The organism is Streptomyces sp. NPDC003248 (genome assembly GCF_055563235.1).
This window is the reverse complement of the sequence record NZ_JBVHDT010000001.1, coordinates 24,024-38,758: the sequence shown is the minus strand read 5'-3', so window position 1 is coordinate 38,758 and position 14,735 is coordinate 24,024. Positions and strand designations below refer to the sequence as shown.

9 protein-coding genes are annotated in these 14,735 nt (G+C 72.8%); 6 read left to right on the top strand and 3 right to left on the bottom strand.

What is annotated here, in order from left to right; translation table 11 throughout:
• The first annotated feature begins 4 nt into the window (after positions 1-4).
• The 3 genes from ACZ3KJ_RS00145 (at position 5) to ACZ3KJ_RS00135 (ending at position 5,484) form a co-directional block, all read left to right on the top strand.
• Positions 5-2,218: a bifunctional glycosyltransferase/CDP-glycerol:glycerophosphate glycerophosphotransferase gene (locus tag ACZ3KJ_RS00145; protein ID WP_467523443.1), complete on the top strand. Its 2,214-nt coding sequence runs from the start codon at positions 5-7 to the stop codon at positions 2,216-2,218.
• A gap of 356 nt (positions 2,219-2,574) precedes the next feature.
• The gene (locus tag ACZ3KJ_RS00140) at positions 2,575-3,843 is read left to right on the top strand and encodes a hypothetical protein (protein ID WP_467523441.1); all 1,269 of its coding nucleotides are present in this window, start codon (positions 2,575-2,577) and stop codon (positions 3,841-3,843) included.
• A gap of 87 nt (positions 3,844-3,930) precedes the next feature.
• Positions 3,931-5,484: a hypothetical protein gene (locus ACZ3KJ_RS00135; RefSeq protein ID WP_467523439.1), complete on the top strand. Its 1,554-nt coding sequence runs from the start codon at positions 3,931-3,933 to the stop codon at positions 5,482-5,484.
• A gap of 82 nt (positions 5,485-5,566) precedes the next feature.
• Here the strand turns inward: ACZ3KJ_RS00135 and ACZ3KJ_RS00130 are convergent, their stop codons facing one another.
• Complete coding sequence (locus ACZ3KJ_RS00130; RefSeq protein WP_389523808.1) at positions 5,567-5,980, bottom strand: organic hydroperoxide resistance protein; 414 nt, start codon at positions 5,978-5,980, stop codon at positions 5,567-5,569.
• A 141-nt stretch (positions 5,981-6,121) separates the two neighbouring features.
• Here ACZ3KJ_RS00130 and ACZ3KJ_RS00125 point away from each other — a divergent pair, with 141 nt between their 5' ends.
• Complete coding sequence (locus ACZ3KJ_RS00125; RefSeq protein ID WP_467523437.1) at positions 6,122-6,643, top strand: MarR family winged helix-turn-helix transcriptional regulator; 522 nt, start codon at positions 6,122-6,124, stop codon at positions 6,641-6,643.
• 146 nt (positions 6,644-6,789) lie between these two features.
• Here the strand turns inward: ACZ3KJ_RS00125 and ACZ3KJ_RS00120 are convergent, their stop codons facing one another.
• Complete coding sequence (locus ACZ3KJ_RS00120) at positions 6,790-7,416, bottom strand: TetR/AcrR family transcriptional regulator (protein WP_467523435.1); 627 nt, start codon at positions 7,414-7,416, stop codon at positions 6,790-6,792.
• A 308-nt stretch (positions 7,417-7,724) separates the two neighbouring features.
• Here ACZ3KJ_RS00120 and ACZ3KJ_RS00115 point away from each other — a divergent pair, with 308 nt between their 5' ends.
• A complete protein-coding gene (locus tag ACZ3KJ_RS00115; RefSeq protein ID WP_467523433.1) occupies positions 7,725-8,642 on the top strand; it encodes an ABC transporter permease in 918 nt (305 codons plus the stop codon).
• Positions 8,635-9,495, top strand: a complete 861-nt coding sequence (locus ACZ3KJ_RS00110) for an ABC transporter ATP-binding protein (RefSeq protein ID WP_467523432.1) — start codon at positions 8,635-8,637, stop codon at positions 9,493-9,495. The genes ACZ3KJ_RS00115 and ACZ3KJ_RS00110 overlap by 8 nt, the downstream gene beginning before the upstream one ends.
• Before the next feature lie 66 nt (positions 9,496-9,561).
• Here the strand turns inward: ACZ3KJ_RS00110 and ACZ3KJ_RS00105 are convergent, their stop codons facing one another.
• A complete protein-coding gene (locus ACZ3KJ_RS00105) occupies positions 9,562-14,505 on the bottom strand; it encodes an NAD-glutamate dehydrogenase (RefSeq protein WP_467523430.1) in 4,944 nt (1,647 codons plus the stop codon).
• Positions 14,506-14,735 lie beyond the last annotated feature (230 nt).

The window sequence follows — 14,735 nt, the reverse complement described above, 5'->3', positions numbered from 1 at the left end:
AGCAGTGCCCCGCTTCAGCATCATCGTCCCCTGCTTCAAGGTGCAGGGCTTCCTGCGCGAGTGCCTCGACTCCGTCCTGGAGCAGTCGTACCGGGACCTCGAGGTGATCGCCGTCGACGACCGCTCCCCCGACGGCTGCGGCGCGATCCTCGACGCGTACGCGGCCCGCGACGACCGGGTGCGGGTCCTGCACCTGCCGGAGAACGTCGGCCTCGGCCGCGCCCGCAACGCCGGCCTGCCGCACGCCACCGGCGACTACCTCTTCTTCCTCGACAGCGACGACACCCTCGCCCCGGGCGCCCTGCGCGCGGCGGCCGACCGCCTCGACGAGGCCGGCGACCCGGACGTCCTGGTCTTCGACTACGCCCGCACCTACTGGTGGGGCGGCACCCGCCGCAACGCCCTCGCGCACGTCCTCGCCGACTGCGGCCAGGAGACGTTCACGGCCGCCGAGCGCCCCGAGATCCTCGACCTGCTGATGGTCGTGTGGAACAAGGTGTACCGGCGGGACTTCGTCGAGTCGAACGGCTTCCGCTTCCCGCCCGGCTACTACGAGGACACCCCCTGGACGTTCCCGGTGATGCTGAGCGCGGAGCGGATCGCCACGCTGGACCGGATCTGCCTGTACTACCGCCAGCGCAGGCAGGGCAACATCCTGTCCACCACCAGCCGCAAGCACTTCGACGTCCACGACCAGTACGAGCGGGTGTTCGCGTTCGTCGGCTCCCGTCCGGAGCTGGCGGGCTGGCGCCCCTACCTGCACCGCAAGATGGGCGAGCACTGTCTGGACATCCTCGCCAAGCCGGACCGGCTGCCGCCGTCGGACAAGGGCGAGTTCTTCCGCCGCACGGCCGAGCTGTTCCGCGCCCACCGGACGGCCGAGCCGGTCCCCGACGAGCTGCGCGTGCTGGAGGGCGGCTACCAGGCCTACCGGGCCCGGCGGCTGGCCGGGCGGGCCGGGCGCGAGCTGGCCCGGCGCGCGGGGCAGGCGCGCGCGGCGGCGGGAGCGCGGGCGCACCGGGCCGCGGGCGCCGTCCAGGCCCGGCGCCCGCTCGATCCGCACCTCGTCGTGTACTCGGCGTTCTCGCACCGGGGCGTGCTCGGCGATCCGGGCGCCGTCTACCGCACGGCCCGCGAGATCGCCCCGCAGCTGCGGGGGGTGTGGGTGGTGCGGGACGAGGAGACGGCCGCGCGGCTCCCGGACGGCGTCGAGCACGTGCTCCTGGACTCCCCCGCCTACCGGCGGGTGACCGCGCGGGCCGGTTTCTTCGTCAACAACGTCAACTGGCCCGGTTCGCTCGTCAAGCGCCCCGGCAGCGTCCACATCCACACCCACCAGGGCACCCCGCTGAAGTACATGGCGGCCGACCTGCTGGAGCGGCCCGGCGCCCGGTACGGGGTGGACGTGCCGCAGATGCTGCGCCGCGCCGACCGCTGGGACCACAGCCTGGTCGCCAACCCGCACTCCGAGCTGGTGTGGGAGCGGGCGTACCCGTGCCACTTCGCGTCGGCGCGGACCGGCAGCCCGCGCAACGACGTGCTGGTGAACGCGGGCGAGGGCGCGGGCGCGGCGGTGCGGGCCCGGCTGGGCGTCCCGGAGGGCCGCACGGTCGTGCTGTACGCGCCGACGCGCCGCGAGTACGTGCGCGGCGGGCACGTCGACCGGATCGACCTGGCCCGGTTCGCCGCCGACCTCGGCGAGGACCACACCCTCGTGGTGCGGCTGCACCCCTCCCTGGCGGCCGGTCCGGCGCGCGGGACCGGCCTGGCCGAGCTGCACCGGCGCGGGATCCTCGTCGACGCGACCGACGAACCGCACGTCGAGGACGTCCTGCTCGCCGCCGACGTCCTGGTCACCGACTACTCGGCCCTGATGTTCGACTACGCGAACCTGGACCGGCCGGTCGTCGTCCACGCCGACGACTGGGCCACGTACGCGGCGAGCCGGGGCGTCTACTTCGACGTCACCGCCGAGCCGCCCGGCCATGTCTCGCGCGACTACCGGGAGCTGGCCCGGCTGTTCGCCTCCGGCGGCTGGCGCGACGAGGAGTCGGCGCGGCTGCGGGCGGCCTTCCGGGAGCGGTTCTGCGCGTTCGACGACGGGCGGGCGGCCGAGCGGGTCGTACGGACGCTGCTGCTGGGCGAGCCGATGCCGCAGCGGGCGCGGGTGCGCGTCCCGGGCCCGGCGACGGCCCACGACCTGCTGGCGTCCACGTGAGCGTGCGCCCGCGATCCGCCGGTGACCGGGTGGGCCCGCGCCGACGGCCGGCCGACGTCCGGGGGTGGTTCCGCGCGCGACCCGCCGACGTGCGGGTGTGGTTCCGCGCGCTGCCCGCCGACGCACGGATGTGGTTCCGCGCGCGGCAGGCCGGTGGCCGGGTGGGGACGCGTCCGCGGCCGGCCGGTGGCCGGGACTGGTTCCGTCCGCGGCCCGCCGGCGCACGGATGTGGTTCCGCCTCCGGCCAGCCGGCGCACGGATGTGGTTCCGCCTCCGGCCCGTCGGCGCACGGGTGGGAACGCGTCCGGGGCCGACAGGCGTCCGGGCCTGGTTCCGTTCGCGGCCCCGTGTCTGGGTGCTGGTCCTGGCGGTCGTGTTCGCGCTGGTGCAGCTCACGAGCGTCACCGGCCGGGACACCCCGGACAGCAAGAACTACCTGTCGTACGCGCTGAGCCTGCGGGGGGAGGGCAAGCGGGAGGCGGCGGCCGCCACGATCGACTGGGCGTGCGCGGGGCAGGCCTCGATCGCCGTCCGGCGGCAGAGCGTGGACGTGATCCGCTTCCACCGTCCCGACCCCGGCGCCCGGGTCGGCGGCGACTGCCGCGCGCGGGAGTGGCGCAACGCCGGGGCCCGGCTGGCGGCGGGGCAGACCGGCGGACACACCGTGCCGTTCATGTCAGAACGCTTCATGCGGATCTTCGAGGTGCGGCCGGGCTATCCGGTGTTCCTCGTCCCGTTCGTCACCGTGTTCGGGGTGGTGTGGGGGATGTGGGCGGCGGGCGTCGCGGTGACCGTGGCGGGCGGGATGCTGGCGTTCCTGATCCTGCGGACCCTGCGCGCGCCGGCCCGGTTCTGCCTGACCGGTCAGGTGCTGTACTACGTCCTGCCGTGCGGTGCGACCGCCATGCGCCCGATGACCGAGGGGCTGCTGCTGGCGCTGACGCTGACGGCGGTGTGGGGCTGCGCGCTGGCCCTGGACGGGCGGGTGCGGTGGGGGGCGGGGCTGGTGGGCGGCGCGCTGGCCGCCCTGTTCACGGTCAAGCACTCGCAGGCGCTGTTCCTCGGGCTGTGTCTGGCGGGTGCGGGCGCGCTGGTCGCCGTACGGCGACGGCGGCGCGGGGGGCCGGTGGGGCGCGGGGTGGCGGTGCTGGGTGCGGTGGGCGGGTGCGGGGTGCTGGGGACGGTGCTGCTGGCCTGGCTGCTGCACTACCCGTCGGCGTCGGAGAGCCTCCAGGACCTGCTGACCCACCACTTCACCCGGCCCGACCGCGTCCGTCCCTGGCCGGAGTTCTGGCAGCTCCAGGGGAACTTCTGGGGGGAGTGGGCGCGGCGGCAGCTGGGAGATCCGCTGTTCCCGGCGGCGCTGGCGGCGGGGGCGTGGGGGGCGCTGGGCGGCCGGCGGCGGACGTTCGGCGTGTTCCTGGTGGCGGCCGCCTGCACCGGGGTCCTCACCCAGGCCGGGCACCCGGACATCGCCATCTGGGGCGGCCGGCTGATCGTGCTGGCCTGGCTGCTGCCGGTGCTGGGCCTGCCGCTGCTGCTTCAGTCCGCGGTCCGGGAGCGGGCCGTGCCGCCGGCACCCCGGGACCGGACCGGAACCGTCAAGGCTCACTCGATGAGGTGACAGTCGGCAAGGCTGTTGACGCGGGCGGGAACACATACGGCCGATGTCTCCCATGCCCCGTCCCCTGTTCCCGCTCCTCCCGGTCCGATGAGCGTCGGCGTACTGATCCGGCGTCCGGTGCGCGGGGCGACGGCGCTGCGCGGCGGGCGCCTGTGGCGTCCGACGCCGTACCAGGTGTGCGGGTTCCTGTTCTGGCTGGTGGTGTCGCTGGCGTTCTGGCGGGTGCCGTTGTGCTGCGACGCGGGCCAGCACGCGGCGGTCGTCGAGCGGCTGAGGGCCGACCTCCTCCGTCCGCGCCATCCGACGGCGGACCTGCCGGGCGCGGGCAGCCCCTACTACTCGCCGTACGCGGTGGCCGAGGGCGCCTTCGCCCGGCTGACCGGTCTGCGGGGCTGGGAGGTGCTGCGGGTCGCGGGGCCGGTGAACCTGCTGGTGCTGCTGACCGGGATCGGCCGCTTCACGCGGGTGCTGACGCCCCGGCCGTGGGCGCCGGTGTTCGCGCTGGGCGCGATGACCCTGCTGTGGGGCACCGAGCGGGCGTGGTGGAGCGGCTACCTGGGCCTGATGTCGATGACCGGCAACCTCGGCTACCCGTCGACGTTCGCCATCGGGCTCGCCTTCTGGGCGTGGGCGCTGACGGGGGCACGCGCGCGGGACGCGCGGCGGGTGCGGTTCGTGGGGCCGGGCGGGCTGCGCGGCTTCACCGGCTACGCGGCGGTGGGCGCGCTGTACGGGGTGGTCCTGCTGGTGCATCCGATCACGTCGGTGGCGGCGGTGACCGGGGGCGCGGCCCTCGTCCTGGGCCGGCAGCGGCGGTGGCGGCCGGCGGTGGTGCTGCGGTGGGCGGCCGCGGGCGCGGCGGCGCTGCTCGTCGCGGCGTCCTGGCCGTACTTCGACGTGTTCGCGCTGGCCGGGGACGGCAGCGTGGACGCGATGCACCGGCGGCTGTACGAGGGGCTCGTGGACCACTTCGGGCTGGCGCTGCTGGGGCTGCCGGCGCTGTGGCTGCGCGGGCGGGTCTCGGCGCGCGATCCGCTGGTGCTGATGTTCGCCGCGGACTGTCTGGTGGTGGCGTACGGCTGGGTCAGCGGTCACTACACCTACGGGCGGATCCTGGGGCTGACGCTGGTGGCGCCGCAGTTCGCGCTGGCGGTGGAGCTGGCGGCGCCCCGGCCGTGGGGCGCGGGGCGGCGGGTGCTGGGGGCGGCCGCGGCGGGCGCGGCCTGCCTGGGCTTCCTGACCGTGCACGCCGGGGCGGTCGTACCGCGCTCGCTGGATCCGGTCGGCTTCGCGCAGCCGCCGCGCTGGCCCGCGTACGACTGGGCCGCAGCGTACATCCGGCCCGGCGAGGTGGTGATCACCGACGGGTACTACGCCGTCCACGCCATCGCCGGGTACGGGCCGAACCTCGCCGCGCCCGCCTGGCCGGACGCGGCGGTCGGGGAGGGTGAGCGGCTGCGGCGGCTCGCGGACGTCCGCGCCTACCTCTCCCCGGGGTCGACCCGCGCCGAGCGGTCGGCGATCGTCCGCCGCCACCGCGTCCGCTGGCTGCTGCTCACCCGCCGGCAGCGGGTGCCCGAGGAGGCGGTGGTGGTGACGTGGAGCCGGCGGACGGGGGAGGTGCTGGCGCGGGTCGGGTGAGGCGCCGGGGATTCCCGGCGCCTCACCGTGTACTCCCGGCGGTCACCGCGTACTCCCGGCCGTCACCGTGTACTCGCGGCCGTCACTCGATGACGAGGTCGACCTCGATGTTGCCGCGGGTGGCGTTGGAGTAGGGGCAGACCTGGTGGGCCTGCTCGACCAGCTTGCGGCCGGTCTCCTCGTCCACGGTGTCCGGCAGCTCGACGCGGAGGGTGACCTTGAGGCCGAAGCCCTCGCCCTGCTTGCCGATGCCGACCTCGGCGGTCACCGCGGCGTCGCTGACGTCGGCCTTCGCCTGGCGGCCGACCAGTGCGAGGGCGCTGCCGAAACAGGCCGCGTACCCGGCGGCGAAGAGCTGCTCGGGGTTGGTGCCCTGGCCGTTGCCGCCGAGCTCCACCGGCATGGCCAGCTGGAGGTCGATCCTGCCGTCGGAGGAGACGGTGCGGCCCTCGCGGCCGTGGGTGGCGGTGGCGACCGCGGTGTAGAGCGCGTCCATGGAAATGAACCATCCCTTACGGAGATCGGTGTCGGGGGGTGGCCGGTCCTCGCGCGGTGGCGTCCGGGCCGTCCCACGAGAAGTGAAGCACACAATTAAGTTGTGCACAACTAAATGGCTTCCAAGAGCTACCCTGGAGCCATGACCCCGCCCCCGCCGCCCGACACCGGCGCCGCCGCCCCCGAGGAGAACTGGCTCCGCCTGGACCGCCAGATCTGCTTCTCCCTGCACGCCGCCTCGCGCGCGTTCAACGGCGTCTACCGCGTGATCCTCAAGGACCTCGGGCTGACCTACCCCCAGTACCTGGTGATGCTGGTGCTCTGGGAGGAGGGAGAGCTGCCCGTCAAGAAGCTGGGCGAACACCTGCGGCTGGACTCCGGCACCCTCTCACCGCTGCTGAAGCGGCTGGAGTCGGCCGGCCTGGTCCGGCGGGAGCGCAACGCGCGCGACGAACGCTCGGTCGTGGTCCGGCCGACCGAAGAGGGCACGGCGCTGCGCGAACGGGCCCTGCGGGTGCCGCGCCGGATCGCCGGCGCCACGGGCTTCGACCTGGAGGAGATCCGCGAGCTGCGCGAACGCCTCGACCGGCTCACCGAGGCGCTGGACGCGGCGGCGGTGGCGGACACCGGCGGCGAGGAGGGCCACGACCGGCCGGGGCGGTAGGGCCGGGCGCCTGTTCGACTGCGAGACGGACGACTCGCGGCCGAGGAGGGGGAGGCACGACGTCCAGGACGTGCTCGTCTCCGCTGGGAGGGATGGGTGCAGGCCTCGGGTGCAGGCCTCGGGCGTGGTCCCAGGGCCGGCCCCGCTCACAGGGCCTTGATCGCCTCCGCGGTCGCGCGCGCCAGGGCGTCCAGGTATCCCTTGGGCAGCTTCGGGGCACGGATCACCACCGAGCGCCAGTACAGCGGTCCCGAGATCAGGTCGAGCGCCAGTTCGCCGTTGAGTCCCTCGCGCACCTCGCCGCGCCGGGCCGCCGCCGCCACGATCTTCAGCGCGACCCCCTCCTGCCCGTCCCGGAGCGCCTTCTGCATCGCCTCGGCGATCTCCGGGTTGCGGGCCGCCTCGGCCTGGAGGTCGGGGATGATCTGCGAGGCGACCGGATGCCGCAGCGCCCGGGACGTCACCTCGTACAGCAGCCGCAGGTCCCCCTCCAGGCTCCCGGTGTCCGGGGCCGGCAGCCCCTGCACGGCGATCGCCGAGACGACGTCCAGCACCAGGTGCAGCTTGGAGCGCCAGCGCCGGTACACCGCGGTCTTGCCGACGCCGGCGCGCCGGGCGATGCCCTCGATGGACATCCGCGCGTAGCCGACGGTCGCGAGCTCCTCGAACACGGCCGCCCGGATGGCCTCCGTCACGTCCTCCCGGAGCACGGCCGCTCCGGCGGGGGTCCGGCGGCGCGGACGCGTCTGGGGACCGTCGGCGTTCGTCGTCATGCGGACAGCATAGGGCGTTGCGACGATACGGGCCCGTCCCCACGCGCCCTCCAGGCCCCTCCTCACGCGCTCTTCACGCCCCTCCCCCACGCGCCCTCGCGCCCCTCCCCCGCGCGGCCCCGGCCGGACGGCCTCGCCGTGACGACGAAACGGTTGCGTTCCGACGCCCGCTCGCCTTACGCTCACGTTGCGACGATACGGTCCCGTCCCGACGTAAGAGAACGTGAAGAGAAGCGTAAGGAAACGCCGGGCGACGACGGGCGCACGCCGGACGCACGCACCCCACCCCCCGAGTGAAAGCAGCGGATGTGAGCCAGGTCCTCCACACACCGCCCCCGACGCGGCCCGAGGTCCACGAAGACCTCGCCGCCCTCGCGGCCCGGCACGGCCTCTCGGTCAGCGGCGCCCGCCCGTCCCTGCCGCAATACGTCCGCCAGCTGTGGGACCGCCGCCACTTCATCAGCGCGTTCGCCACCGCCAAGCTCACCGCGCAGTACAGCCAGGCGAAGCTCGGCCAGGTCTGGCAGGTCATGACCCCGCTGCTGAACGCGGCGGTCTACTACTTCATCTTCGGCGTCCTGCTGGAGACCAAGGAGGGCGTGCCGGACTTCATCCCGTTCCTGGTCACGGGTGTGTTCGTGTGGACGTTCACCCAGAGCTCGATCATGACGGGCACCCGGGCCATCTCCGGCAACATCGGCCTGGTGCGGGCCCTGCACTTCCCGCGCGCCGCCCTGCCGATCTCCTTCTGCCTCCAGCAGCTGCAACAGCTGCTGTTCTCGATGGCCGCGCTGGTGGTCATCCTGCTGTGCGTCGGCGTCCCGCCCGCCGTCTCCTGGGTGCTGGCGGTGCCCGCCCTGGTGCTCCAGTTCGTCTTCAACGCGGGCGTCTCGATGATCCTGGCCCGCCTCGGCGCCAAGACGCCGGACATCGCCCAGCTGATGCCGTTCGTCCTGCGCACCTGGATGTACACCTCGGGCGTGATGTGGAGCATCGACAACCTGCTCAGCCAGCACGGCGACCTGCCGCCCTGGATCGCCGACCTGCTGCGCGCCAACCCGGCCGCCATCTACATCGACCTGATGCGCTTCGCGCTGATCGACACGTTCACCGCGAGCCAGCTGCCCCCGCACGTGTGGGCCTGGGCGGCCGGCTGGGCGCTGCTCGCCGGCGTCGGCGGCTTCATCTACTTCTGGAAGGCTGAGGAGACGTACGGCCGTGGCTGACACCGCAGGACTCACCGAGCCGACACCGACCGGCGGACGCGTCACCGCCGACGAGCGCGTCCCCACCGTCGTCGCGGACGGCGTCGACATCGTCTACCGGGTCAACGGCACCGGCGCCGGACGCGGCTCCGCGACCGCCGCCCTCAACCGCATCCTGCGCCGCAAGCAGACCGAGAAGGCGGCGGGCGTCCGCACCGTGCACGCCGTCAAGAACGTCTCCTTCGTCGCCCACAAGGGCGAGGCGATCGGGCTGATCGGCACCAACGGCTCCGGCAAGTCGACCCTGCTCAAGGCGGTCGCCGGCCTGCTCCCCGTGGAGCGCGGCAAGATCTACACCGACGGCCAGCCCTCCCTCCTCGGCGTCAACGCGGCCCTCATGGGCGACCTGACCGGCGAGCGCAACGTCTACCTCGGCGGCCTGGCCATGGGCATGTCCCGCGAGCAGATCAAGGAGCGCTACCAGGAGATCGTCGACTTCTCCGGCATCAACGAGAAGGGCGACTTCATCTCCCTGCCCATGCGCACCTACTCCTCCGGCATGGGCTCCCGGCTGCGCTTCTCCATCGCCGCCGCCAAGGACCACGACGTCCTGCTCATCGACGAGGCGCTGTCCACCGGCGACGCGCGCTTCCAGACGCGGTCGGCGGAGCGCATCCAGGAGATGCGCCGGCACGCCGGCACCGTCTTCCTCGTCAGCCACAGCAACAACACGATACGCACCACCTGCGACCGGGTGCTGTGGCTGGAGCGCGGCGAACTGCGCATGGACGGCCCCACGGAAGAGGTCATGCAGGCCTACGAGGCGTTCACCGGCGACAAGCCGAAGAAGAAGCCGCGCCCGGAGCCGGCGTAGGTCCCGTCAGACGTGAGGGCGCCCCCCGATGCCTCGGGGGGCGCCCTCACGCGGTGCGGTCACGCCCTACGCATGCGTCCGCAGCAGGGTCCGCATCGTCCGCATCGCCACCGACAGGTTGGCCAGGTCGAACGTCTCCGACCCCTGGATCTCCTCCAGGGTGACGCGCGCCCGCCCCAGGATCGCCGCGTTCTTCTGCTCCCAGGCCGTGAACCGCTGCTCGGGCGTCGAGGTGCCGTTGCCGACGGACAGGATGTCCGCGGTCAGCGCCGCGTGGGCCGCGTACAGGTCCTCGCGGATGGAGGCGCGGGCCATGGACTGCCAGCGGTCGGCGCGCGGCAGCTCGATGATGCGGTCCATCAGCTGGGTGATGTGCAGCCGGTCGGCGAGGTCGTAGTACACCTCGGCGACGTCCAGCGGGTCCTTGCCCGTGCGGTCGGCCACCGACACGATGTCGAGCGCCGGGAACGCCGACGAGAACCCGGCCACCCGGGTGGCGAGCTCGTCGGGCACGCCGGCGCCGGTGAGCTCGTCGTGGATCATCTGCCACCACTCCAGGTCCGCGCCCCGCAGCAGCTTCGTCAGCTGCGACCAGACCTGCTCGACGCGGTCGGCGAAGAACTCCACCGTCTCGGCGAGCTGAAGCGGCTGCGGCCGGTTGTTGAGCAGCCAGCGCGTGCCGCGTTCCACCAGGCGGCGCGAGTGCAGGCGGATGCGGGTCTGGACAGCCGCCTCGACCTTGTTGTCGAGGTCCTCCACCGCGTCCCACACGGGAGCCGAACGGAAGATCGCCCGGGCCGCGGTCTGCGCCCGCACGATCTCCTCCAGCGAGGCACCGGTCTCCTCCCGCAACCGGTGCAGGTAGGTCGTACCGCCGGTGTTGACGGTGTCGTTGACCAGGACGGTCGTGGTGATCTCGCGGCGCAGCGGGTGGCTGTCGATGTGCTCGGGGAACCGCTCGCGCAGCGCGCCGGGGAAGTAGGCGTACAGCAGGGTCCGCAGGTAGGGGTCGTCGGGCAGCGAGGTGTGCAGCAGCTCGTCCGACACCGTGATCTTCGTGTACGCCATGAGGACGGCCGTCTCCGACCCGGTCAGGCCCTGGCCGGCGGCGAGACGCTCGCGGATCTGCCGGTCGGCGGGCAGGAACTCCAGCGCCCGGTCGAGGTGGCCCTCGCGCACCAGGTGGCGCATGAACCGCTGCTGGGCGTGGAGCATGTCCTTGGACTGGGCGAGGGCGTTGGCGATCGCCGTGTTCTGCGCGTAGTTGTTGCGCAGGACGAGCCCGCCGACCTCGTCGGTCATCTCGGCGAGCAGCTTGTTGCGCTGCTTGACGGTCATGTCGCCGTCGGCGACCACGCCGTTGAGCAGGATCTTGATGTTCACCTCGTGGTCGGAGGTGTCCACGCCCGCGCTGTTGTCGATGGCGTCCGTGTTGATCCGGCCGCCGCGCCGGGCGAACTCGATCCTGCCGAGCTGGGTCAGGCCCAGGTTGCCGCCCTCGCCCACGACCTTGACGCGCAGGTCGGCGCCGTCGACGCGGATGGCGTCGTTCGCCTTGTCGCCGACGTCCGCGTTCGACTCGGTGGACGCCTTGACGTACGTGCCGATGCCGCCGTTCCACAGCAGGTCCACCGGCGCGGCGAGGATCGCCCGCATCAGGTCGGCCGGGGTCAGCTTGGTGACGCCCCCCTCGATGCCGAGGGCCTCGCGGACGTGCGCGTTGACCGGGATCGCCTTCGCCGTGCGGGGGAAGACGCCGCCACCGGCCGACAGCAGGGCGGTGTCGTAGTCGGCCCAGCTGGAGCGGGGCAGGTCGAACAGGCGGCGGCGCTCGGCGTACGACGTCGCCGCGTCCGGGTTCGGGTCGATGAAGATGTGCCGGTGGTCGAAGGCGGCGACCAGGCGGATGTGCTCGGACAGCAGCATGCCGTTGCCGAACACGTCACCGGACATGTCGCCGATGCCGACGACCGTGAAGTCCTCGACCTGCGTGTTCACGCCCAGCTCGCGGAAGTGCCGCTTCACCGACTCCCAGGCGCCGCGCGCGGTGATGCCCATCGCCTTGTGGTCGTACCCGGCGGAGCCGCCGGAGGCGAAGGCGTCGCCGAGCCAGAAGCCGTACGTCTCGGCGACCTCGTTGGCGATGTCGGAGAAGGTGGCGGTGCCCTTGTCGGCGGCGACGACCAGGTAGGTGTCGTCCTCGTCGTGCCGGACCACGTCCGCCGGGGGCACGACCTCGCCGGCGACCATGTTGTCGGTGATGTCGAGCAGGGCGGAGATGAAGGTCCGGTAGCTGGCGATGCCCTCGGCCATCCAGGCGTCGCGGTCCACGGCCGGGTCGGGCAGCTGCTTGGCGACGAAGCCGCCCTTGGCGCCGACCGGCACGATGACGGTGTTCTTCACCATCTGCGCCTTGACCAGGCCGAGGATCTCGGTGCGGAAGTCCTCCCGCCGGTCGGACCAGCGCAGACCGCCGCGCGCGACCTTCCCGAACCTCAGGTGCACACCCTCCACGCGCGGCGAGTACACCCAGATCTCGAAGGCGGGGCGGGGCGCCGGCAGGTCCGGGATGGCCTGCGGGTCGAACTTCATCGACACGTAGCCGTGCGGTGTGCCGTCGGCGGTCCGCTGGAAGAAGTTGGTGCGCAGGGTCGCCTTGATGACGGTGAGGAAGGAGCGCAGGATGCGGTCCTCGTCGAGGGAGGCCACCTGGTCGAGGGCGGCCTCGAGCTCCTCCTGGAGGGCGTCGACGAGCTCGTGCCCGGCGCGCTGCCGGTCCGGCGACATCCGCGCCTCGAACAGGGAGACCAGCAGCCGGGTGGTGTGGACGTTGTTGCGGAGGGTGTCCTCCATGTAATCCTGGCTGAAGGTGGAGCCGGCCTGCCGCAGGTACTTGGCGTACGCGCGCAGCACCATCGCCTGCCGCCAGTTCAGGCCGGCGCTCAGCACCAGGGCGTTGAAGCCGTCGTTCTCCGCCCTGCCGGTCCAGGTCGCGGCGAACGCCTCCTGGAACCGCTCACGGCCGTCGTCCCCGAGGTGGTCGCCGTTGCCGCCGCCCAGGGAGCGCGGGATGCGCAGACCGAAGTCGTAGATCCAGGCGACGCTGCGGTCGGCCAGGCGCAGCTCGTACGGCCGCTCGTCGATGACCTCGACGCCGAGCCGGTTGAGGACCGGCAGCACGGCCGACAGGGAGATCGCGTCCCCCTTGCGGTAGATCTTGAAGCGGCGCTCGTCCGGTCCCGCGCCCACCGGCTCGTACAGGCTGAGCGCGAAGTCCCGCTGCTCGTCGAGGCGTTCGAGGTGGACCAGGTCGGCGACCGCGGAGCGCGGGATGTGGTCGGCCTTGTAGCCCTCGGGGAAGGCGTTGCCGTACCGGCGCAGCAGCTCCGCGGCCCGCTCCTCGCCCAGTTCGGCGTTGAGCGCCTCGGAGAACGCGTCGGCCCAGGACCGGGCCGCCGCCACCAGCCGGGCCTCGATGCGCTCCTTGTCGCCGTCGGACAGCTCGGGCAGCTCGGTGCCCTGCGGGACGCGGACGACGAAGTGCAGGCGGGAGAGGATCGACTCGGTGTTCCAGGCGGTGAAGTCGACGCTGATGCCGCCGAGCTCCTCCTTGAGGATGTCGATGATCCGCAGCCGGACACCGGTGGTGTAGCGGTCGCGGGGCAGGTAGACGAGCGCGGAGTAGTAGCGGCCGTACTCGTCCTGCCGCAGGTAGAGGCGGAGCCGCCGGCGTTCCTGGAGGTAGAGGACGGAGGTGACGATGGACCGGAGCTCGCCCACCGGCGTCTGGAACAGCTCGTCGCGCGGGTACGTCTCCAGGATCTGGAGCAGGTCGCGGCCGTCGTGGCTGTGGGGCGAGAAGCCGGCGCCCGTCAGGACGGCGTCGACCTTGCGCCGGACGACCGGCACGCGCAGCACCGACTCGGTGTAGGCGGCGGAGGAGAACAGGCCGAGGAAGCGCCGCTCCCCGACGACGTTGCCGTCCGCGTCGAACTTCTTGACGCCGACGTAGTCGAGGTAGGACGGCCGGTGCACGGTGGCGCGGCTGTTGGCCTTGGTCAGCACGAGCAGCTTGTGCTCGCGCGCCTTGGCGCGGGCGTCGGCCGGGAGCCGCTCGAAGGACGGGCTCACGGGGTGGGTGTCGCCCTCGGCGTGGTGCGGGTCGGAGCGCAGGATGCCGAGGCCGGTGCCGGGGACGGCGGCGAGGGAGTCGTCCTCCCGCAGCTGGTACTCCCGGTAGCCGAGGAAGGTGAAGTGGTCGGCGGCCAGCCAGCGCAGCAGCTCGCGGGCCTCCTCGACCTCGGGCGCGGGCAGGTCGCCGGGGACGGGCTCGTCCTCGAGCCCGTCGGCGACGCGCAGGGCCGCGTCCCGCATCTTCTCCCAGTCCTCGACGGCCTCGCGGACGTCGGACAGGACGCGCAGCAGGTCGGCGGTGATCTGCTTGAGGTCGGCGCGGTCGGTCTCGCGGTCCGTCTCGACGTGGATCCAGGACTCGACGTGCGCGTCGTGCGGCAGGCCCTCGGCGGGCGGTGCCGTGAGCACCTCGACGAGCTTGCCGGTGAGGTCGCGGCGGACGACGACCTGCGGGTGGATGACGAGGTGGATGCCCCGTCCCTGCCGGGTCAGCTCGTTCGTCACCGAGTCGACCAGGAAGGGCATGTCGTCGGTGACGACCTCGACGACGGAGTGGGAGCAGGTCCAGCCGTTCTCCTCGACGGTCGGGGTGTGCACGCGGACGTTCGCGGTGCCCTGCGGGCGGTTCTCGGCCAGCCGGTAGTGGGAGAAGGCGGCTCCGAAGAGGTCGACCGGGTCGCGGCCGGTGAGGTCTTCCGGGGCGGTGTGCAGGTAGTAGCGCTGGAGGAACGACAGCACGGCGTCGCGGTCCGGGATCCCCGGAGTGCCCTCGTCCGTCGTCCCGGTCGGTAGGTACCCCCCGACCGGGCTGTTCTCAGCGACCAGGGCCGCCCTTTCGAGCAACTCGGCCTTGGCTTCGTCCAGCTTGGTCTGCATTGTCCTCTGACTCCTGTCGCGCGCCGTTGCGTGACGTAGAAGGAAGTACGGTCTCTTCCCCTGCGGCTCGACGCCACGTCCCGGGGTCTCCGGTCTGCTCCGACGCTATGCCGCAAGGGGAGATGAGCGGGGCATTATCAGCCATTCTCGACGCCGCTCCGGGGTGTGACGCTGATCTCCGTGCCACTCGCGCCCCGGGTGGGTACGGCGTCCTGGGGGCCCTCGCGGCC